Origin of the sequence: Allocoleopsis sp. (genome assembly GCF_036703385.1) — a bacterium.
Taxonomy (GTDB): domain Bacteria; phylum Cyanobacteriota; class Cyanobacteriia; order Cyanobacteriales; family Coleofasciculaceae; genus Allocoleopsis.
Window position 1 is genome coordinate 1 of record NZ_DATNPA010000747.1, and the last position, 21,662, is coordinate 21,662.

Sequence of the window (21,662 nt, forward strand, 5' to 3'; positions counted from 1 at the left end):
ACAGTTCCAGCGCCATGATTCTGAATCAACTTTCAACCCTGTCAGCTGCTTTTGGTAGTAAGGCTCTCGCCTGCAAATGCCAAACAATCCTGAAGCATCTAATTCCTGTTTTTTGTTGCGAAATGCTTCCACTCTAGCCCAAATATAGGCTTGCCGTCCCCTATATCCTTTATCCTTGGCAGCTTTGTATGCGAAGGTAAACTTTGGGCCGGCTGAATTAGATTGATTCCACAGGTCGGTGCCCATAATAATTGCAACTCTGTGACTCTCTGGGCTAAGTCCCAAGTAGATTAATTGATTTTCCGTAGCAACAGATTGCCATTGTAATGCCTGAAGGCAGCGCTGGTCGGCCTCAGAAACAGATATATCTTGGGATTTGTTCCAACTGCAAAATCCCTTATTCGTAGCGAAGTTTCCGGGGTCAGTATGGCCTAAATAGATGGAAGTTGGTTTTCCCGTTGGGGTTAAGTTGCCTTCAGCTACGCCAATAGCGATTGAGCCAGGAGCTTTTTTGTTAGTAAATAACTCACGAATACTCAATGGGACATCAGTGGTGTGTTGTGCGAGGTAAAGTGGGTTGCTGGAGGGAGCTTTGACAAGAGTAACCAGTTCAAGTGCGATCGCGCAAAGCAGTGTGCCAGTAAAAAGGCGTCCGATCCAAACAGCCCTCTTCAGTAATCGTTTGTACCGACGCTCTAGAGCTTTTACCGCTCCTTTTTTTACCTGCCTGCGACGTAATAGTTTTTTAGCTGGAGTACTCGTGCGCTGTGGTGGTCGCTCAACGGGCGGGAGTGGCTGGCCTGAGGGGTTGTGCGAGTGCCAAACTTCCTGATAACGTTGGCTCCAAAACTTAGTCTGCTCCTGATAGTAGTCACGCCAGTATTCGGCAATCTTCAACGGGCTATCCTGGCGGTAAATAACTTCCCACCCAGCACTACTGGGATACGAGCCAATATTCCATGTTGTTGTAAAAATCTTCACCGCTTCTTGTCTGCATTCCTCTTGGGAAAAATAGCCGTAGACGATCAGCTTTTCTTCCCCAGTTCTCCTATTAACCATCCAGCACTGCCAAGTTAAGTTCGTCTGGTGACTACCCGCCTGATCAATTTCTGATTCTTCCATAGCGAAAAGCACTACTCAGGGATGCTGTTTTATTCACTGTTCACTGTTCACTGAAAAGGCGATCGCTCTTCTGTCCCTTTTGTAGCAGGGTGAGCCATGTCTACCACAGTGCAAGAGTCTCAGTCGTATTAGTAGTGTGAGCAGTACTCACACTACTGTAGTGAAGACTAAATCACCCCATTAAAATTACATTATCAATAACGTGGATTACACCATTGTCTGCTTCGATATCTGCGGCTACAACGGTGGCATTTTTCACTTCAAAACCATCAGAAGTATCAATCCTTATCGGTGAACCTTCAACCGAAGTCACTGAATCCACTTTTTCCAGATCAGCTTTTGTCAACTTGCCAGAGACGACATGATAGGTCAAAATCCTAGTTAGCTGGGGAATATTCTGCAACAGAGTTTGTATAGTTCCTGGGGGTAGTTTGGCAAAGGCGGCGTCATTGGGGGCAAAGACAGTGAAAGGTCCAGGACTTTTCAGTGTCTCTACCAATCCAGCTGCTTTAACAGCTGCCACTAGGGTTTCAAAAGAACCAGCGCCAACGGCAATATCAACAATGTCAGGCATTCGTTTATCCTCAATTTATGGAAAAATACCTTAATTAAAAAATTGTAAAGCACTTGTGAACGTTTGAAAAATAGTGGAAATAAGATAAGGCATAGGGTAGCGAGAAAAAAGGATGGCGGTTGAAAAATATCTAGTTTTTTGCTATTGATGAAAACACTTAGTTAAACTCTTAAAAAGCTCGATATACAAGGAATAATAATACCGATCATTTAAAAAAACTATAGTGAAAGTTTTAATATAAGGATTCTAATTTTTTTATAATAGGCTCCTCTTTTCCTCATTAACTCTCTCGGCGTCCTTTGTGGCTCTGTAGGACGCTGCGGCAAGCGGCTACGCGTCTACGTTCATGATTCTTACAAATCAAATAGGATTTCTATCGATGTGATTGAACCTAGGCGAATAGGCTAAAATCTGCTCAAACCCAGTATTCGGCTGTATAGGTGTTGAGGGGAAAGGAAATGGTTTGTCTAAAGGGCTTGTTGGCTGGACTAATCGGCGTTACTGTGGGGTGTGTTGCTAGTGTCGCAGGTCTTGCCGCGATCGCAAAGCCAGCATCCGCTCAGGCCGCCTATGGGAGTTATGTTGGTGCTGGAGCTACATTTGGCATCACCGACGGACCACAGGACAACGGTCGGCAAATCGGGGGAGTGCTGGCTGTACGCTACAAACTCCTGGAAATTCCTGTCTCCTTCCGAGCACAAGCTTTGATAGGCTCTGGCACCGCTGTTGTGCCAACGATTTCCTATGATGTACCCCTAAACTGGCAAACAGATGCTTACCTGGGAGTAGGAGCAGCCTTTGCTAGCGGGAGTACACCTTCACCTGTGGGAGATAAGACCAGCTTGGCGCTGCAACCGGGTGTAGATTACGTTGTCCCCAATAGCAACACCGTTCTTTTTGGCAATGCCATCATTGCTTTCGACGCCTATCGGAATGGGGGAGGAACAGCCGTATCTGTTCAAGGCGGCGTTGGGGTGAGATTTTAAGAACTCCTGCTCAAAAGTGACCGGATACGTTCTGGTGGCCAGTAGATTTTGTAGGCTTGACCCACGATATAGTCCTGTTGCAGAACCCCCCAAATATGGGAGTCAAAGCTGTTGTTGCGATTGTCACCCATGACAAAATATGAGTCAGTAGGCACGCTCACCGATTCCAACTCATAATTAGGGGGTTCTGCAATGTAGGTTTCTTGTAGGGGTTGGTTGTTAATATAAACCATACCATTGGTAATGTGAACTCTTTGCCCAGGTTCACCAATCACGCGCTTGATGAAATATTCTGCCTTGTTTTTGCTTTCCTCATCCTCTAACTGCTTCACCGAGTCAGGTACTTTGAAGACGACCATATCTCCTCGTTGTGGAGAGTAATGACTGGATTTATGAACGAAAATTCCGTCTCCTACCTGGAGCGTCGGTAACATAGATGTACTGGGTATTTCAAAACGTTCTATGTTTTCCTCAATCCAACTGTGAACAGAGTTGCCCATGAGTCCAAAAACAAGGACGAATAAAGCCAAGACAGTAATCAAACCCTGCCTTTGTCTTCGAGACTTGGGAAACGCGACAAAAGCATGGTAACAGGCTACGGCTGAGATGATAGGAATGAATACAATTAAGTTGGAAAAGATACGGGCAAGGCTGGAACAAATAATAATCAATGACAGCAGAAGGCCACCAACTACGGCTTTTTCGAGATACAGCTGACCCAATCCTGGTAAGATTCGCGAGAGAAAAACGGCAAACCAGGGGTCTTTGTTAATTCTGGGAATTTTTTCAGATATCTGTACCTTCAACTGCTTTTGGGCACAGAAATAGGCATCATATAGATTCCCAATATAGATAATGACAATGGGGAATAAACAGCCCACTCCAGTAACCGTATTACCGCTTGGACTAAAAATAGACCAAACCGCGATCGCAATTAGCAGCAGTTGGCTGCATAAAAATCCTAACCCCCTGATGTTTTCACCGACATAGAGCTGTCCAATCCCAGGAAAAAACATCGAGAGATTCACAGCTAACCAGGGTTCAGGAAAGTGTTCTGTGGTTTGACCCTCTGTAGCAATGAAGGGCATGGTTGTGAGCTTTGCATCCGTAAACTATCTCTGCTGGTAGTTTAACTTTAGCAAAAACGCCAGCAGACCTATGCTGTCGTTTAAGGTCGGTTCTGGTTGGCGTCACCCCTGTATTCTCGATGTCTATTTTTCAAGGGGATACTAATGAGATTTGACTGAAGGATGAAGGATGGCATTACTCCCTATCTAACAATAAAGAGAGCTAGGTTAGAGCCGTCTTTTTTCGGGCTTCAGTCTTCAGTCTTCACCTTTTATCGAGTAGACTTGCTCGAAGTAGCAGAACGATTAACAACCTGCAATCGCTGCGTAACCATCGTCATACCATCTTTACGCACCAATACAGCTGAGAGCCAATGGTCTTGAGGTTTGGTCGGAGCTTTCCCCAGTTTAAAGATTCCACCCGCTGGTAGTAAATCCAGCTTAAATTCACTCGGTTTGGTATAAAGTTCGGGCTTAATCGTATCTTCCAACGCGGCTCCCAGGAGCAAGTTATCCCCTAAGGGTTCCTTAACAATGACATCAAAGTTAAACGACTGACCAGGACTTACCTGCTCCGGTAACTGCACGTCTATCGTGGGAGGATTCGCGCCAGACATTTGTTGTGTTCGCTCTCCTAAAATCTGCTGCTGCACAATTTTTTGGTTTTCAATTCGTTGGCGCGATCGCAAAGTCGATTCGAGTTTCAGCGTGGTACCATTACTAGGCTTCGTTCCAGTGATATAAGTAACGGTTTCTGCAACAATTCCGTTGCCCTCACTTTTCCAATCCTTGAGTTCTGTGCGGTAATTCAACTGGGAGTAGCGCTGCCAGAGCTGACTTAACGCTTTCTCCATTGAGCCGCGACTTAAGCCATCAGAATTTTTGAAATTACTACTGTAGAATTGCATCACACCCTGAACATCACGACGATTCGCTGCTGTATCGATTTGCGTGAGGATATCTTTAAGCTGAGGAGGTGCAGTTTCGGGGCTTTCGGCTTGAGCAATCACAGCCCATCCTACTGTTAAACCGACAGTGACGAGGAAAGATACTGACCAACTTCCAGGGAGAGACTTGGCAAGTGATGTCAGAGATTGAGAGAGCCTTTGCTTAGAAGTGACTGAATTGCGCATTGGGAAAATACTAGGGGATAGTTTAATAGACGAAATTAGCGTCTAAATGGTTGAAGCTTGGAGGCTACACTCGTCAATTTATAACTGATTTTCGATTTTACCTGAGAGTAGAGGTGTCCGCCGGAAAGTCTGTAGGACGAGACACCCGCGATTACGTTGTTGGAATACCCTAACGAGGAAGTCCGATGGCTGTATCATCGGCTGCGGCTAATCCGGGATGCTCAAGGTGAAGCGCTCAGATATTCCTAGCATGACGACAGATATCACGGAACGCAAACAGGCGTAAGAGACAGCAAGAGCCTAGCGCTTAAAATTGCCGGATTGGGGATTTGGGGAATCGAAGGAAATAGTTTATATAGATATAGGTGTTTGAATGCTATTGCAGAAGGATACTAGATTTGTCAATTTACAGCTAATCTTTAGATTTTAACTGAGAGTACAGCCGCCCGAAGGAGAACGAGAGACTTTGCATCACCCACCGATTCGATTGTTGATTGCTGCCAGCGGCACAGGAGGGCATCTATTTCCCGCGATCGCACTAGCCGAGCAGCTACAAGATTATAAAATTGAGTGGCTCGGTGTCCCCGATCGCCTAGAACGAGAACTAGTCCCCGCTCAGTATCCCCTCCATACGATTCCTGTGGAAGGTTTTCAACAGCGCTTTGGCCTGGGTACGCTGCGAATCTTCGGACGGCTTGCAAGTTCCATCCTACAGGTACGGCAACTGCTCAAAACCGGTCAATTTGATGGCGTCTTCACCACTGGCGGTTACATTGCAGGGCCAGCCATTATCGCTGCACGGATGCAGGGTTTACCGGTGATTCTACATGAGTCCAACGCCATCCCCGGTAAAGTAACTCGTTGGTTTAGTCCCTTGTGTAGTTCTGTGGCTCTGGGGTTTGCCTCAACAGCCAAGTCCCTACCCAAAGTAAACACTGTCTATGTGGGGACACCCGTGCGCTCCAGTTTTCAATCCCCTCAGCCGCTTGATCTACCCATTCCTGAAGACGTACCCTTGATTGTAGTAGTTGGGGGTTCCCAAGGTGCGATCGCCGTCAACAAACTCGTGCGTCAGTGTGCCCCTGCTTGGTTTGAGGCGGGTGCCTGGATTGTTCATTTAACCGGTGAAAAAGACCCCGATGCTAAAGAACTCCAGCACCCTCAATATTTCCCCATGCCCTTTTATGACAACATGGCAGGGCTACTCCAACGCGCTAATCTGGCAGTTAGCCGCGCTGGTTCGGGTTCATTAACTGAACTGGCCATCACGCAGACACCTGCTATTTTAATTCCCTACCCCTTTGCGGCTGAAGATCACCAAGCTTTTAACGCCGAAAGCTTTGCCAATACGGGGGCGGCTTTAGTTTTTCGTCAGGCGGAACTGACACCCGAACTGTTGGAAACCAAGGTATTGCATTTACTTCAATCGCCCCAAGTCTTGCAGCAAATGGCTCAAAAAGCGGCTGACCTCGCTGTGACGGATAGTGCGGAACGATTAGCTAACTTGGTGCGTCAGCTGGTACATAGCAAGTCCAGTGAGTTGAAAGGAAGCTAGTGCAAGAAGGCAGGAGGCACCGGAGATGTGAGTGAGGAGGCAGAAGGCTTTTATGAAAGAAAGGTTATACGGTAAACGTAGTAGCCTTTTTCAACTGGATAGTTATTTCCGCCACGCTGCACTAGTCACTATGAAGCTCACACTCGTCGCAACCGTTGCACTCCTGACTACAGTTAGTTTTGTGGCTCCAGTCACAGCGCAAGACTCCCAACCGATGAAGGCAGAAACGCCTACGGCTCAAGCTCAAGTGAATGGCGATCGCGTTCTGCAAACCTGTGTTCAGGAACAAGCGAATACCTTACCAAACCCGTTCCCTGATGTGTCGTCCAATCACTGGGCATACAAGGCGGTTTTGAGTATGTATTACTGTGGTGCCTATCGCGGGTCAGTTCCATCAGAGCAAGTTAAGTCATTCTTGCAACAGACTCTTCAGCCAACCAGCAACCTAGGAGTAAGCGAGTGGCGTTTCGAGTAACAACAATTCGAGACTTTGGTGGGTGACGGCTAGCGCCTAACCCACCCTACACAAAGCCTATTACAATTGGTGCCAGAAGTCAGTTTTAAGTATTGGACATGCCCTTCAGATGCGGGAGCCGCTTCTGTATGCGTGGCACTTAAAGTTGCGATTGCCGCATTCGTGGCACCGCTAGAGGCGATCGCACCGCTTGCAGCTATCGACGGATGACTATGGGCGTGCCGACCGATGCCCAATTGTATAACCAACGAGCACTCCCTGTTCGCAAGTTAACGCATCCATGACTCACCGGCGTACCAAAACGATTATGCCAGTAAGCACCATGCAGAGCGTAGCCGCCAGAGTAGTACATCACGTAGGGAACATTGGGTACGTCGTAGCCTCGACCGCGCATCCGCGTCGAACTATGCTTGGACTGAACAGCAAAGTTACCAGTAGGAGTTGGTGTGCGCTGCTTTCCGGTTGAAATTGTGAAAGAGCGAACCCTCTTTTTGCCATTCCATGCGGTTAATTGCTGAGAAGATAGGTCAATTTCTATCCAGCGCCCTGCACGTTGTTGTCGGGCAACAAGTATCTCCGGGGCAGTATCAGGCTGAGTTTCTAAGTTAGTCTTCCAGGCAAAAGCTGGGAAAGCCCAAGTTCCTAACGCCACTAGAGCTAGTGTAGCTCCAAGCGAGAACGCTTTCGAGCGAAGCGTTTTTGCCGAGAGGCAAATCCTTTTCATAATGGCCCACCATACAAAGCTATGAAATTCTCAGAGAGCGAGGCAGCCTTGATGTCTAAGAAACGCTTTAGCTAACTCGCTCTCCTGCACGATCATAGAACAGTCTACTGCTGGTGTCTTCTTTCCGTAACACCCAAATTCTCTGCCTCCCAAATCGGACGTTGTCTTTGGCCTGCCAGAAGTAAACATGAACTTGGGTTCTGATAGGATGCGATCGCGCAGTTCATAAGCTCATCGGCATAAAACATTGCATAGCTTGGACGGGCAGCGCCGGATGGTGTAAATATCTACAAGCGAATGGGCTTTAAGGAAACTTGCACTTTCCGAATTCACTCAAACAAAAGAAGGGTTCTGGGATATTAAAGAAGTAGCACCTAACATCTTTTTGCACTAGGCAGGCAAGAGCCTCAGCTATGATGCAAGTATTGTCTGCCGTCGATGAATTCAAGCGTTACGATGAGTTCACGCTCAGATAAAGTGGAGCTAAGCGCGATGAAAGATACTGCCCAGATTACTGGTTTTCATGCTCATATCTACTTCGATACCACGAGTCGTGACGCGGCGGCGCGTGTACGTGAAGGATTGGGCGAGTCTTTTGAAGTGCAACTGGGGCGTTGGCATGACAAACCGATTGGTCCACACCCAAAGGCCATGTATCAAGTTGCGTTCTTACCGGAGCAATTTGGCAAGGTTGTCCCCTGGTTGATGCTCAATCGTCAGGGGTTGGATATTCTCGTCCACCCATCAACAGGCGACGATGTGGGAGACCACACTGACCGTTCTCTGTGGTTGGGAGAGAAGTTAGAGCTTAATATCGAGTCTCTAAGGGCGAGTTAGAACAACTTAACAAGACTATGTAGCCAACAATGGTTGTGTTGAATGAGGGCATCGGCATGGGCGATCGCTGTTGACTAACCCTGTTGGGGTTGTGAGGTATCTGTAGTAAACACGCTCAAGTGACTAGAGCCAAATGATGGCTCTCCTCACAGGCAACTCAACCTAAGTTAGGTCAAATGTTAACCACCCTGTTCGCTCGATTTGCCAACGCAACTTATTAAAATCCTCTTCGTCGTTAAACAAAAATTTTGTTAAGGGTTTTGTGAAAAACTGCATATAGGGTGAGGTTTCCCAAGCTTCACCAAGCACATTTCTTAAGGCAACATATTTAGAAGTACGGCGGGTAAAATATTCTAATGAATTTTGGACACAATTTGTAAAATCAATGAACTTTATGTCACCATTTTCATCAATATACTCTAAGCCAGATCCAGTAATCTTTTTGATAGCGTCTCCACTATATTCTTTCAAGAATTTTGCACGGTACTTAGCTGCCATTTCCTCAGCTTTTCCATAAACAATCTGAGGATTCATCAGCATATCTCCCGCTTCGGGTTCTAATGCCTTTGTTGAGAGGGAAATTATATTTCGTTCAAAATCTAGGTCAAGGAGCATTACTTTCAGTTGCTCATTAACCTTAAAAATGCTATGAAGTGAGTCAAAGTGTTCATGAGAAATTTCCGTTATACGTAGCAGACCAACAAGCCCTCCAATATCAACGAATACACCGAAGTGCTTAATGTGGCGTACTGTACCAACAACGACTTTACCAACCTTTAGCTGCTTTATCTGCCGTGCAACCAATGCCTGATTGTGGCTCAAATTTAGACTTTTGCCGTCTTCATCCGCGTAACGAATTTTGAGAGGAAGTATCTCGCCTATCAGCTCTTTTATTGGTTTGTTGGTAACGAGTTCATTATTGTAGATACAGCCGCGTAAGCCCTCGATATCTACTAAAACCTCGTCTGTACTCGTGGCAACTACTTTCGCGTACACAGTAGCATTTTCTGCTTTCATTTGATGCAGCCGTTCCCAACCCAACTTTTCCTCAAGATGCCGGATGGAAAGGATAAACTGATTCTGTCCCTGTTCTGCGCCAGAAGTGATAATCCAAAATTCACGGGTTTCATGTAGCTCTAATACTTGTTCAGGAGTGTCAATACCAACCATTGATATCTCCTGAATTGGGAGATAAGCAAGCGTTTGAGTTCCAATATCAATCAGAGCGCCTGTTGGCTCCAAACTAACTACAGTACCGATGACAGTTTCGCCTGAACTAAAGCTAGGTGAACAAGAGTTCAAAAGTTTTGGCGGCTGAACTACCGCACCTCCGGCTTAGAGTTTAACATTTTTCACATACCCGAAAGGGTTGTACAGTGAGAGGTAGCTGCGTTTTAACCAAACCGCCCAGTTCCGTAGCTAAATTGAGAGCGATCGCGAGTACCGTAGAAGTAAATCGTCATCTTTTGGTCGTTAGGGGTATTGTGTTTTCTGGTGTACTCATTGCGGGGAATTGATCTCCCTTCCTTTGAGGGTTGGGTTGGGGTGGGGTAAGAATAAGTGGCAACCCGATCTGAGTTAGCCAAAACACAGAACAAGGTTAAGATTGAGCCAAGCTAGCTCTGATTGACGATGGTATCTGCCTCTACTCCCTTCTCTGACATTCAGAATCATTGGGCACGCTTATTCATCGAAGCCTTAGCCCAGCGTAATATTGTGAGCGGGTTTCCCAATGGAACATTTCGCCCCAACAACTCAATGACCCGCGTTGAGTTCGCGGCTATTATTGCCAAAGCCTTTACGAGACCTTCAAAGCGGCAGTATGTTGGCTTTGTCGATGTGCCTTCTAACCACTGGGCCGTCCCTTCCATCCGAAAGGCTTACGAAAGCGGGTTTATCAGCGGCTTTCCCGATCAGCACTTCCGCCTAAACGATCGGATTTCTCGGGTACAGGTTTTAGTTTCCCTAGTCAGTGGCTTGGAGATGGCCTCGAAGGTCAAATCTGACCTGATGACAGGACTCCCAATCATTTATCAAGATGGGGTTGGAATTCCTGGCTATGCTAAGGATGAGATTGCGATCGCAACTCGTGCGGGACTGGTAGTCAACTACCCCAATGTCAAGTTACTCGGCCCCAATGTAGCAGCCACTCGTGCCGATGTCGCGGCGTTTATCTATCAAGCTTTAGTGTATCTGGGTGAGGCTCCTGCGATTCAATCAAAGTATACTGTGGTTCCCCCAGAGCCAGGGGTTCCCCTTTACAAGACTATCAACCTGAGTCATCGCCGGGAATTTCGAGGCGCGTGGGTGGCAACGGTGTGGAACAGTGATTGGCCCTCAAAACCCGGACTTCCAGCTGAACAACAGAAAACTGAACTGCTCAATATCCTGTACCGATTACAAGCCCTAAATTTCAACGCCCTCATCTTGCAGGTACGACCCGAAGGGGATGCTCTGTACGCCTCTCAGTTAGAGCCTTGGAGTGGTTGGCTGACAGGAACACAAGGGAAAGCACCCTCACCCTTTTATGACCCGTTGGAGTTTGTGATCGCAGAATGCCATAAACGCAACATTGAACTTCATGCTTGGTTCAACCCCTATCGTGCCAAGACTACCGCCAAGCCAGGTGGAACGGTTCGTCCTCACATCACCATCACTAATCCCGAATACGTTTACAAATGGGGTAATCAGCTGTGGATGGACCCAGGCGCGAAAGTCATTCAGGATCGGGCTTACAATGTGATGCTCGATGTCGTGCGGCGTTATGATGTGGATGCTATCCATCTGGATGACTATTTCTACCCCTACCCCATTGAGGGAAAGTCCTTCCCTGACAGCAAAACCTATTCGGCTTATAAAGCGGCTGGGGGTAAACTGAGCGTGGGCGACTGGCGGCGCGACAATGTGAATAAAATGGTTCAGCGCCTATCGGCAGGGATTAAAGCGATAAAGCCCCACGTCAAGTTTGGCATTAGTCCGTTTGGCATTTATCGACCCGGACAACCGTCTCAGATTACTGGACTAGATGCCTATAATGTGCTTTATGCAGACTCCAAAAAATGGCTGGAGCAAGGTTGGGTTGATTATTTAGCGCCACAACTTTACTGGAAGATTGACCAAAAAGCGCAGAGTTATCCTGTGTTGTTGAAGTGGTGGACGGAGGTTAACCCCAAGAAGCGACATATTTATGCGGGTAACAATATATCGCTATTGGATGGCAAGAGTTGGAAGCTTTCGGAGATTAACAAGCAGGTTGAGATTACTCGCAACTTGAGTGAGAAGTTTTCGCTGGGGAATATCTTCTTCAGTATGAGTTCGTTCACAGCAAATCGTCAGGGTATCTATAACACCTTCAAGTCTTCAGTTTATGCCACCCCTGCATTGGTACCCGCGATGGCATGGCAAGATAGCTTACCCCCGTTCCCGCCAGTGGGACTAACCGCAAAGAACCGCCAACTGTCTTGGAAGGCGGCTGATAATCAGGATGTTCGTGCGTGGGCGCTTTATAAGCAGAGTGCTGGTAAATGGACGATTGAACGAATTTTACCAACGGCGACAAGGGTAGTGACGGTTGAACCGGGAACTTATGCGCTGTGTGCAGTGGATAGGATGGCGAATGAAAGTGCGGGAGTGGTTGTCACAGTAAATTGATATAATTTGCATCCTTTGTGCTTTAGTGTTATGAACATGCACTCGCACAATTGATCAATTTCTTCGGTTCATCTGCGAGCGAATGCCTGTTTCTCAGGACAATTTGCGACCGTAGTTGTACTCTTCTTTTTCGCCTGAGCGATCAATAATCGCCCAATGTACTGTGTTGAGTTCAGGAATTTGTAACATAAATATCCAGTTAGCTTCTATGCTTTCCCCTCTTGTTGGGAGCATCGGTGTCTCTGGGGTACACAGGGTAATTTTAGTGGTGGGTTTTTCCATATAGTGGTAAGCCGAGGATACGTGATCGCCATTAAAATAGGCGTATGGTACACCCACAGCAGCAGCTTCTTCAGCGATCGCGTCGTAAGCCGAGCCTTCTTCTCTGTTGTCATTTTCAAAGCTATCGTATGCCAAACTTAATGCTTCCTCAAAAGTTACCTGACCGCCTAAAGCTTTCTGTGCCTTAATCGCTTCTGGGTCTGCCTCTAGGATCAGATTGTCATAGCCAAGGGATTTTGTCAGATTAGATAACTTCTGACTGTGCTCAGTATAAGCATAGCTAGACATCAAATTTCCTTGAGCATTATAGAGCCGTCCCTCATCTGAAGAGTTATTCCAAACAGAGCGTTTGCTACCGAAAGAGAAGCCGCCTGACTCAGGATGCACCTCGTTAGTATAAACTCGACACTCAGCTCCTTTTTTCAATACTGTCCCTGTGGGAAAAGAGAATTCCTGATTGCAATTTATGCCTTGAATTTTCCAGCCTGATATATCTATATCAACCAGACTCTCGTTGACAATAGCGATATATTCGTCCGCCTCTGTGGATTTAACACTTCCATCTGAAAAAATCCTGCTTATCCTGACGTGGGGTGTCGCCTTTGAGAGATCGAGTATTGCATACAACCCTTCTCCATCAGGACTTTTGACGAGAATTTGATTGGCTTGCTCGTCAGCTTGGAAATCTATAATTGAACTGCCATTGCGTTGATAGAGAGATTTAACTCCAGCAAAAATCGGATGCTCGCTATTAATGGGTTGATTTCCTGAAATCCCGTTATAGCCCTCTTTAAACTGTAAACCAACTTCCCAAAGAAACCAGTTAAATTCATACCCTGTAGCATAGTCTTCATCTTCTGTCTCGGCAGCTAAGTAAACGCTCCCTCCGGCGCTAACCAAATCTCTGAGTATATCGTCATCAATACTTGTTTGATATGTAAAAATGGCATCCACATTTTCTGGGATATCATATCCAATAGTCCATATATGACCAGCTTTAGTCATTGTCTCTGCTAAAGCCGATTCAGATTCGCGTCGCTCCGGGTCAGAGTAAGAATGAAACTTGCCTGGACGACCGCCCGTAAACCAATTAGCAATATTTTTTGCAAAAATTGCCGCGTCAGGAGATTTTTCAAATCCGAGGTTACTTAAAGTTAAAGCATCATTAGCGAGAAATATTTTGCCTAGTTTTTTGTTCATTTTAGTGGTTTATAAGTTTTTAAAATAGCAAAGCAGTTGAGTTTTTATTACAGATTTAAACGAAATTCTAGAGTTAGGTAAGATTAGAGCGATCGCATTAATCATCAAATGCGATCGCAGAAAATTGTTCTGTACAGAACTTATCTGTGAGGGGAAATACCTGTCACAGTAAGTTGAATTCTAGACCAATTTTTTGATATCACCATAAGCGCGGTAGAAGCCACCCCGTGCAGACTCGCGCACCTCTTGGACGAGATAGCGATCGCCTTCTTTACGAATATCCTTGGGAAACTGTACATTCCAACTGGGGTTATATCCTGGCGAGATAATCCGAACTCTCAATTTACCCCCCTCCCGGAAGCACTCCACAATTACCCCTTGTGTTGTGTCGGAAGTCGTTTCCAACGTTGCCGAGGGGGCAGCACCCTCTCCTTTGGGGGCTTTAATCAGAGTCGCTGGGGGAACTGTACCCGCTTGGGCGGCAGCAATAGCCGCGTCACTGGCATCAATACAGGCTAAAGAACCATCCGTTGTCACAATATAAACACGCTGATCAAAAAACTGCATCGAAAACGCCGAACCGCAACCTGTACCCAGCTTCCACAGGCGTTCTCCTGCCTGATTAAAGCAATAAATCGAAGAACTGTTATCTCCCGCGAAGACATATTTGCCATCACTAGCAGTCGCGCAGGAGTAAACCGCTGCATCACAGGAATAAACGGGGCCTACTTCACCCGTCTTGCTAAAGCAATAAACCTTCTTATCACTCGTGCCCGCATAAACAGCCGAGGCTTCTTGCCACCCAAACAGAACACTCCCTTTGGTTTTTTGATGCCAGAGCATCCGGCCTTCTTTGGCATCATACATGGTTACACCTGCACTGTGACCGTGATAGACACCTGCATCATCACAGCGTACCATCCAGCCACTCTGGCCTTGACTCAGACGTGTCCACTGGGATTCATCATCATGATTAATGGTTGTTACACCGCCGTTCGCGTCAGAAACGCCTAAAACGCCATCGTGGATATCCAGCCAGAAGATATCGACATTTTCATCAATGGTATAAGCGAGTCGTGGTAACTTACCGGTCAGGTCGTAGACATTGCCATCATCACACCCGGCGTAAATCCAAACATCATCAGCAACCAAACATTTCACACCATCGGGGAGTTTAAACTGATTGAGGACTTGTCCTTGAGGATTGAGGGCAAAAACTTTACCCGCTTGGTTACCCACCCAGCAGCGTTCAGCATCGATAAAGATACCAAAGGCGGATGAACCGGAGGCAAATTTCCAGAGGATAGGGGCTTGTTTGGCTGTTGAGGTAGTACTGGTGACTTGGCGGCGTGTCACCGGACGCTTCTGGCGCACACCGATGACGGCGTTTTCATAGCCTTTTTTCAGCTTTTCATTAATCTTCTTCGTGGCGTCTGCTTTCGCTTTTTCAGGAGTAGGGTAGGTTTTGCTCTGAGTCTGTCCCGAATCACCAATTCGACCGTAACGGATGGTGACTTGTGTATCGTTAACAGTGACTTCATAGAATTTGTGAGCACTGCCTTCGGTTTGGGAAAGCTCTAAATAAGTCTTTTCTTCAGCCATTACCCGACTCCTCGCTTTTTGCCTACTGTTGGTCTATTTCTAGTAACGGTTTTAGCAAATTGCACTCTTTGATAGGAAGTTCTTTGCTTCTCGTAACCTAGATGTGCATGAAGCGGTAGCGTTAGCTACGAAGGAGCGTCGGAACGAGCATCGGAACAATCGTCAGGGGTCAGAAAAAATCGCTTTTTCTTACAGTGAGTGGGTGCGATCGCTCCCTCAGATTTTCGGAAATTACGCTTTGACGATCACTTTGTTGCTCTATTTACTCCCAACATTACAAGCAGTCGGAGCGGTCGCAGCAGATAGTAAAGGAAAGAGAGAGATTTAGGCAGTGGCAAAAACGCCCATTCCTTTTCGGTTGGAGTTATTGTAGTGCCCAGAAGGTACCGAACTTTGTCCACTAAACGCTCTCTGGCTTTCAAACGGAAAAGATGTTCTTCAAACGCTCCCAATGAGCTGTCAAAAAGCTGTTGGCGCACTTGTGTGAAAAGCGATCGCGTTACAGGGTCAGACTGAATCTTGAGTACAATCTCCTCTGGAAGGGATGTTTCCAGGAGAGTATGGGCGAGGAGAAGGCCCAGGCAAAGCATCCGTTCGCAGCCCAAAAGGCGGGACTGTTCTAGGACTTGTTCCCAATTGATATGTTGATAAGTACGGAGCAGTTCAGCAACGTCGCTGACCCATTGCAAGCGTTCCCAGCAGTGCTTAGACCCGTGTACGCAGAGGAATAGGAGCGCATCTTCGGGCGAAAAATTAGGGACTGTCGTCTCTGCAATGACTATTGGGTTAATGTGTTCCCACAAGTGATTGAACTCAACAGGGAACGGGAAATCCTTTTTAGTCAGTGACCAGTGAAGCTCTACGAATACTTTTCCATCGTTGCGTACAAAGTCGTAGGAGCCTTGATATTGAGCCGATTCCAGAAATTGCTCATATTGAAAGTAGGGTTTTTCCTGAGCCTCACTGAGCTGGCTGGGTGGTTGGTATCCTTGGGAAATGAGCAACTCTGTGGCTAGAGGCACATCCTGCTCAGGAATCAGAATATCTAGGTCACCAAATTCCCGAAGCCCAAGGTTGCCGTAGGCTGAAGCTGCAAGGACAGCTCCTTTGAACGGAATGGCGCGAATATGGTGGTCTTGGAACAGAACCAAGAGCTTGCAAAGCTCACTAGTCTGAAATAGATTGTGTCTGGTGTTGGAGTAGAAATAGTCTCGGATTTGGCTCCAGATGGGCTTGGGAACAGCTTCCGGACAGGTATTGTTCAGGCTACAGTACAGGAGCGGCATCACCCCGTGTTGGGCTGCTGTCTGGCTCAGATACACCCAATCAATGCCTTGTCGAAGTAAAGTTTTTATGCGCTCGGCAGTTGTGGTATTTATTTCGGTACGGGCACAGCAAAGGAGTAGCTCAACTTCTGGGTGAATAGTCGCTGTCGGTGCGTTAGTAGGTAGTTGGGGAATAGTTGTCATAAGCTGTTGTGCATTTAAATTACGTCTTGTCTATTCCCCGTTCCCTGTTCAGAAGTTGTCTTTCACCAAATAGTAGATGCACAACCAGACCATTTCTGTAGCAAGGGTACTAGCAGTTTTGCCAACAAGCAAAGTAGTACCCATTGCCAGATTCCTGTATTAGGGTTTGCAGAGCGGTAAAGCCAGGCATTACTTTCTTTAAGATTGTCTATTTTTTGTTTTTGTTTTTGTTAGAATTTTCTTTCGATGTTTTAGATTTGTCTTTGTCAGAATCTTCTTTCGATGGTGGTTTTGCTTTTGATGCCGCTTGTGCTGCGGCTGGGGCAGCGATTGAACTCACCATTGGAAATAACGCTCCCAACGCAAACCCACCCACTAACGTCGCCTGCTTCACCGCTTTCCGTCGTGAAATAGTTGGGGTAGATACGATTTCTTCCCGGCGATACTCTTTGATCAGGTGGAAATTTCCCAATTCTTCCAACGCTACCCACACTAAACCTCGGATATCTGTATCTGCGGATACCTCCAACTCCTGTTCCAGGAACTTGGCAATATCTTCTACAGTGTTGTAACCGTCACAGTAATTCCAAACTTTAGCCGCTACTGGGTTCAAACAATGGCAAACGTCTCGCTTTTGGTCGTAAACCATTAATTCATTGTCTACTTCTTGAATCAGTAGGTTTTGTTTACGAGCGATTGGTCTCATGGTTTTTTCCTCCACTTTTTATAGTTAATTACGCGATCAAAGCGTCCAGTTGCTGCAACAGCGCTACAGCCACATCTTGTGTTTCACCCCGCTCACCTTCCAGTGCTAAAACACCAGAGACAGCACGAGACAAAATCGGAAGTGCAAATTCAGGACGCAGACGAGCCACAAGGGTGTTATCTAGCAGTGCCAAGACGGCTTGCCCAGAAGAAATTGGGCTAGGACACCACTGCCCTTTTGGCTGATACCGTGTGTTAATAATCAAACCCACAGGTATTACGTCTTTTCCCGCTTGACCACCCAGTTCTTCTACTGAACATCTTTTGGTTCGCTCACCCCCCTGTTGTCGTATAGACAACGGCCTAGGATAAGGATGAACTAATCCCTCAGTATCAAAGACTGCATATTCATCTGAGTAGTACGTTGCTCCTGCTTTGACCAGCGCAGCTACTAAAGTAGTTTTGCCACTAAAACTACGTCCAGGTATCACGATGGCTCTACCACGCCAACCCACAACACCCGCATGGACGAATAACCGATGCTGTACTGAAACACCTACCCACAAACGCAACTCAGAATCCAGGATTTCAAAAATCTCCTCAAGTTCCTGAGTCCGAGTCAGTTCAGCCTGCTCATCATAAAGCCGATGATAGCGATTACTGCGATTATGATGCGGGGAATTTCCAGCAACGATTAGCGAGTACAACTTGTCTACAATAGGTGAGACGGATGGCTCCCATTGTGGGGGTAGGTAATTCGTCAGAAGCTCCAAAACACTTGGCTCATTTACACGAATACCGATACGTAGACCATAGATTATAAAAGTAATACCAGCTTGCCATTGTATATCCCTTAATAAGGTTTCGGTACCCTGTTTCAATTGAGGCAAATTTGAGAGTGGCATCTCTATTTATTCAGCCCAGTTCTAAGAAATAGATGAGAGAAATGGCGCTTTCCAGTTCAATGAAAATCAACCTAGTCTTTAGCTGCTACTATTAAATTGCTTGTAGTAATAATCTTTGCTCTCCTAGTCTCTTTTTACTTAGAAAATCGAACTATTCTTGCCAACGGCAAAGACTTGATGCAGTTAATAAATTAGCTCAAATAATAAAGTGAACTATTGCTGTAGAAGTTCACACATTAGTTGAGTTTTGCTTTTTGCCTTAAAGAGAGAATATAGCAAGATACGAGTTATTGTACCTAAAAAAATAGGATTAGCTTCAATCTTCATGAATTTAGGTTCGATCTTCATCAAAACTTCATGAAGTAAAGAAATTGCGATCGCACTCGCTAATCTCAATCCAAATCCGCCCTTACTTCTAACGTTGTTGCTGTTACAATTGCAATTCCGTACCATTGTTAGTTGACAAAAAAAGATTTTGTGTAATAACAACTTCAAGAAATTCTAGGTGCAGGGAAAGGTTCTAGGTTTGAGCCACTCTCAGAGCAAGGCGAGATATGATGATTTGTAAAGCTGACCCATCACATCCAGGCATCTATGCCATCTGCCGTTTCCCTCCAGAACGTCCACAAAACCTACGACAAAGTCCCCGTCGTTAACGACCTCTCTTTCACCATCGAATCGGGAGAGATGTTTGGCCTACTCGGCCCGAATGGTGCCGGGAAATCTACTACCATTCGGATGCTAACCACCCTGACTCGACCGAGTTCCGGGCAAATTGAAGTGGCGGGTTACGACGTTGTACGCCATAGACAACAGGTAAAACAGAAGATCGGTGTTGTATTGCAACAAATTAGTGTAGATGCCGACCTCACCGTCTGGGAAAACATGGAACTGCACGGACGCTTGCATCACATTCCTAATCCCAGGCGTCAGCGGTTGATTAATCAGTGGTTAGAGTATGTAGAACTGGCAGATCGACGCGATAGTTTAGTCAAAACCCTTTCTGGTGGCATGAAGCGCCGTCTACAAATTGCCAGGGCGCTGTTGCATGAACCTAAAATTCTGTTTTTGGATGAACCCACCGTAGGACTCGACCCCCAAACCCGCCGCCGCCTCTGGGAAATTATTCGTGATTTGAATAAACAGGGGATGACGATGCTGCTGACTACCCACTATATGGATGAAGTAGAGTTTTTATGTGACCGAATTGGCATCATGGACGCCGGACAGCTGATAGAACTCGGCACACTCCAACAACTCAAGGCACAACATGGAGAGGGATTGGTGATGAAACAAGTTGGGGAGCGTTTTGAGTACCAATTTTTTCCCGACCTCGCACAAGCCAACGCCTACATGGATAGCTTAGCGGATAAAACCGGTGTTATGGTTCGTCCTTCCAACCTAGAAGATATCTTTGTTGAACGTACCGGACGCCAACTGGATTGAGGGAATGGCGAATGGGTAGCGCTGTTTAATAGTAATATGATGAACACTCTCCACTCTACTGGTAGCCCTCTCTCCAAAATCTAAAATCCAAAATCTAAAATCCAAAATCGTTCATGCCTCGTTTAGCTACCCAGATAGAAGCCATACTCTACCTAAAGGGAAAGCCCCTCTCGATCGCAGAAATTGCTGAATTTGCCAGATGCGACAAGGACGCGACTGAAGACGCCCTGCTTGAACTCATGGCAGACTATGCCCACCGAGATAGCGCCCTAGAAGTAGTAGAAACACCTGCCGGTTACAGCTTACAGCTTAGGTCGTCGTTTCATGACTTAATGCAAGACTTAGTTCCCTCAGAATTAGGTGTGGGTGCTCTGAGAACCCTAGCTGCGATCGCACTGAAAAAAACTATTGCTCAAACGGATCTGATCGAACTACGAGGCAGTGGTGCATACCAACATATCCAAGAACTGATTGCTCTAGGATTTGTCAACAGACGCCGTCAAACCGATGGTCGTTCCTACTGGTTACAAGTCACAGATAAATTTCATCAACACTTTGAACTGGAGCAACTGCTCCCTCCCTTAGAGAAGCAGTCCCAATCTTGATAGGCTTTATTCTTGCTTTATAGAGAGTTTTCTAGCAAAATTTATTTCTAAAGAACTAGGATTTAGGGCAAAAATCAGAGGCCGCCGGACGGCACAATCGTTTAGAGTAGAAACTAAGTAAGTCAAACCTGAGATTCCTAATGGTATTTAACCCTGACTTTCTCAGTTCCCAACCGGAAGATGAGCAAGCTAACCCCCTGCTGAACTATCTCCAGCATCAATCTCCGGACGTTTTGTCGCGGGTTGCCAAATCCGCTAGCCCAGAGATTCAACAAATCATCTCTCAGAACGTTCAGGGACTGGTAGGGATGCTCCCTTCAGAAAACTTCAACGTCCAAATTACCACTGATCGGGAAAACTTAGCTGGATTGCTGGCTTCAGCAATGATGACTGGCTACTTTTTGCGTCAGATGGAACAACGGATGGAACTCGAAACAGCGCTCATCGACTCAGTTCCTTTGCGTCGAGAACCCCGTCACGGTGAAAAATCCGATAACTCCGGCAAACGCCCTGAGCAGTAAACGCTGTGTTTTTTGACATCCCTCAAGTCCCCCGTGAAACACAAGTCGGTTACGGGGGTAGCTTGCTCTGAGTTTTCGTCGGTTTGTTTGGTCTTACTGTTTGTGTTCCACTCTTAGGTTGAAAGTGGCTTTGCCTGTTTGTACTTGCTGACTCGCATAGGTAATAACAACTCGATTAACCACCAGCGGCAAAGGTGAGCATGATTACGATTGACAGTAAAAGACCAGGACTCAGCAGCAGTCCTAACATCAATAGGTCATGTGAACTCATCAGCCTAAATCTCCTAACGCCTCGTTTTCTACGCTAACGTGCTACACCCGCAACTTCTAATAAAATGAACAATTTGTTTGTAATTGCTACCTGGTCTATCCTTGCTTACGGAGTAATCGTCCTGTTGGGCGGCTTGATGGGATATGTCAAAGCCAAGAGTCAAGTGTCGCTGTTTAGCGGTCTAGGGAGTGGGATAGCATTACTGGTTGCCTGGTTCATCTGTCGCCAAATGCCCTTAGTAGGATTGGGATTAGCGACATTCTTGGGTTTGGTTCTTTTTACTGTATTTGTTATTCGCTTTTTCAAAACCCGTGCCTTTATGCCATCCGGGTTAATGATGGTATTTTCTCTTGCCGCTACCCTTGTATTTTTACTAGGCTTGCTCTCTACAGGTGGATTGTTAACAAGGACTGGAGTTTAGACTACGATGGCAAGGAGCGCCGATTAGACGGAAGTTCCCCCATACAAATGTACTTTCTCAGCTTTGAGTTACGGCTGAGTCGATTTTTCTTAGTCTAAAATCCAGTAATTA

Annotated in this window: 22 protein-coding genes; 10 read left to right on the forward strand and 12 right to left on the reverse strand. The window is 46.3% G+C overall.

What is annotated here, in order from left to right; genetic code table 11:
• Positions 1–1,122, reverse strand: a 1,122-nt coding sequence (locus V6C93_RS35135; protein WP_333481336.1) for a hypothetical protein, incomplete at its 3' end; no start/stop codon positions are given.
• A gap of 172 nt (positions 1,123–1,294) precedes the next feature.
• Positions 1,295–1,696, reverse strand: a complete 402-nt coding sequence (locus V6C93_RS35140) for a fasciclin domain-containing protein (RefSeq protein ID WP_333481337.1) — start codon at positions 1,694–1,696, stop codon at positions 1,295–1,297.
• 458 nt (positions 1,697–2,154) lie between these two features.
• Here V6C93_RS35140 and V6C93_RS35145 point away from each other — a divergent pair, with 458 nt between their 5' ends.
• On the forward strand, positions 2,155–2,682 hold the full coding sequence (locus tag V6C93_RS35145) for a hypothetical protein (RefSeq protein ID WP_333481338.1): 528 nt from the start codon (positions 2,155–2,157) through the stop codon (positions 2,680–2,682).
• Here the strand turns inward: V6C93_RS35145 and lepB are convergent.
• Both lepB and V6C93_RS35155 read right to left on the reverse strand, forming a co-directional pair.
• Positions 2,679–3,770, reverse strand: a complete 1,092-nt coding sequence (gene lepB / locus V6C93_RS35150; RefSeq protein ID WP_333481339.1) for a signal peptidase I — start codon at positions 3,768–3,770, stop codon at positions 2,679–2,681. The genes V6C93_RS35145 and lepB overlap by 4 nt on opposite strands.
• A gap of 251 nt (positions 3,771–4,021) precedes the next feature.
• Positions 4,022–4,882, reverse strand: coding sequence for a nuclear transport factor 2 family protein (locus tag V6C93_RS35155; protein ID WP_333481340.1), 861 nt, complete (start codon positions 4,880–4,882; stop codon positions 4,022–4,024).
• Positions 4,883–5,348: 466 nt separating this feature from the next.
• Between V6C93_RS35155 and murG the strand changes: the two genes are divergently transcribed.
• From murG to V6C93_RS35170, 3 genes are all read left to right on the forward strand, one after another.
• Positions 5,349–6,437, forward strand: coding sequence for an undecaprenyldiphospho-muramoylpentapeptide beta-N-acetylglucosaminyltransferase (gene murG / locus V6C93_RS35160; RefSeq protein WP_333481341.1), 1,089 nt, complete (start codon positions 5,349–5,351; stop codon positions 6,435–6,437).
• Positions 6,438–6,489: 52 nt separating this feature from the next.
• Complete coding sequence (locus V6C93_RS35165; protein WP_333481342.1) at positions 6,490–6,912, forward strand: hypothetical protein; 423 nt, start codon at positions 6,490–6,492, stop codon at positions 6,910–6,912.
• A 69-nt stretch (positions 6,913–6,981) separates the two neighbouring features.
• The gene (locus tag V6C93_RS35170) at positions 6,982–7,122 is read left to right on the forward strand and encodes a hypothetical protein (protein WP_333481343.1); all 141 of its coding nucleotides are present in this window, start codon (positions 6,982–6,984) and stop codon (positions 7,120–7,122) included.
• On the opposite strand, the gene V6C93_RS35175 is transcribed toward V6C93_RS35170, so the two are convergent.
• On the reverse strand, positions 7,109–7,636 hold the full coding sequence (locus tag V6C93_RS35175; RefSeq protein WP_333481344.1) for a L,D-transpeptidase: 528 nt from the start codon (positions 7,634–7,636) through the stop codon (positions 7,109–7,111). The two genes, V6C93_RS35170 and V6C93_RS35175, sit on opposite strands and share 14 nt — an antisense overlap.
• Positions 7,637–8,128: 492 nt before the next feature.
• Between V6C93_RS35175 and V6C93_RS35180 the strand changes: the two genes are divergently transcribed.
• Positions 8,129–8,473 (forward strand): DOPA 4,5-dioxygenase family protein, encoded by a 345-nt coding sequence (locus tag V6C93_RS35180; RefSeq protein WP_333481345.1) that lies wholly within the window; start codon positions 8,129–8,131, stop codon positions 8,471–8,473.
• Positions 8,474–8,635: 162 nt separating this feature from the next.
• Here V6C93_RS35180 and V6C93_RS35185 read toward each other — a convergent pair whose 3' ends face one another.
• Both V6C93_RS35185 and V6C93_RS35190 read right to left on the reverse strand, forming a co-directional pair.
• On the reverse strand, positions 8,636–9,775 hold the full coding sequence (locus V6C93_RS35185) for a S1 RNA-binding domain-containing protein (RefSeq protein WP_333481346.1): 1,140 nt from the start codon (positions 9,773–9,775) through the stop codon (positions 8,636–8,638).
• A 92-nt stretch (positions 9,776–9,867) separates the two neighbouring features.
• A complete protein-coding gene (locus V6C93_RS35190) occupies positions 9,868–10,059 on the reverse strand; it encodes a hypothetical protein (RefSeq protein WP_333481347.1) in 192 nt (63 codons plus the stop codon).
• A gap of 46 nt (positions 10,060–10,105) precedes the next feature.
• Between V6C93_RS35190 and V6C93_RS35195 the strand changes: the two genes are divergently transcribed.
• Positions 10,106–12,124 (forward strand): glycoside hydrolase family 10 protein, encoded by a 2,019-nt coding sequence (locus tag V6C93_RS35195; RefSeq protein ID WP_333481348.1) that lies wholly within the window; start codon positions 10,106–10,108, stop codon positions 12,122–12,124.
• A gap of 93 nt (positions 12,125–12,217) precedes the next feature.
• Here the strand turns inward: V6C93_RS35195 and V6C93_RS35200 are convergent, their stop codons facing one another.
• From V6C93_RS35200 to V6C93_RS35220, 5 genes are all read right to left on the reverse strand, one after another.
• Complete coding sequence (locus V6C93_RS35200) at positions 12,218–13,606, reverse strand: lamin tail domain-containing protein (protein ID WP_333481349.1); 1,389 nt, start codon at positions 13,604–13,606, stop codon at positions 12,218–12,220.
• Between the two features lie 180 nt (positions 13,607–13,786).
• A complete protein-coding gene (locus tag V6C93_RS35205; RefSeq protein ID WP_333481350.1) occupies positions 13,787–15,208 on the reverse strand; it encodes a WGR domain-containing protein in 1,422 nt (473 codons plus the stop codon).
• 245 nt (positions 15,209–15,453) lie between these two features.
• Positions 15,454–16,677 carry a nucleotidyltransferase family protein gene (locus tag V6C93_RS35210; protein ID WP_333481351.1) on the reverse strand — a complete coding sequence of 408 codons (1,224 nt, stop codon included), beginning with the start codon at positions 16,675–16,677 and terminating at the stop codon, positions 15,454–15,456.
• 208 nt (positions 16,678–16,885) lie between these two features.
• Complete coding sequence (locus V6C93_RS35215) at positions 16,886–17,383, reverse strand: PqqD family protein (protein ID WP_333481352.1); 498 nt, start codon at positions 17,381–17,383, stop codon at positions 16,886–16,888.
• Between the two features lie 28 nt (positions 17,384–17,411).
• Positions 17,412–18,287: a hypothetical protein gene (locus tag V6C93_RS35220; RefSeq protein WP_333481353.1), complete on the reverse strand. Its 876-nt coding sequence runs from the start codon at positions 18,285–18,287 to the stop codon at positions 17,412–17,414.
• 594 nt (positions 18,288–18,881) lie between these two features.
• Between V6C93_RS35220 and V6C93_RS35225 the strand changes: the two genes are divergently transcribed.
• From V6C93_RS35225 to V6C93_RS35240, 4 genes are all read left to right on the forward strand, one after another.
• Positions 18,882–19,733: an ABC transporter ATP-binding protein gene (locus V6C93_RS35225; protein ID WP_333481354.1), complete on the forward strand. Its 852-nt coding sequence runs from the start codon at positions 18,882–18,884 to the stop codon at positions 19,731–19,733.
• Positions 19,734–19,846: 113 nt separating this feature from the next.
• Positions 19,847–20,338 (forward strand): SMC-Scp complex subunit ScpB, encoded by a 492-nt coding sequence (gene scpB, locus V6C93_RS35230; protein ID WP_333481355.1) that lies wholly within the window; start codon positions 19,847–19,849, stop codon positions 20,336–20,338.
• A 140-nt stretch (positions 20,339–20,478) separates the two neighbouring features.
• Complete coding sequence (locus V6C93_RS35235; RefSeq protein ID WP_333481356.1) at positions 20,479–20,859, forward strand: DUF760 domain-containing protein; 381 nt, start codon at positions 20,479–20,481, stop codon at positions 20,857–20,859.
• Between the two features lie 335 nt (positions 20,860–21,194).
• Complete coding sequence (locus V6C93_RS35240) at positions 21,195–21,551, forward strand: TMEM14 family protein (RefSeq protein WP_333481357.1); 357 nt, start codon at positions 21,195–21,197, stop codon at positions 21,549–21,551.
• The last annotated feature ends 111 nt before the right edge of the window (positions 21,552–21,662 follow it).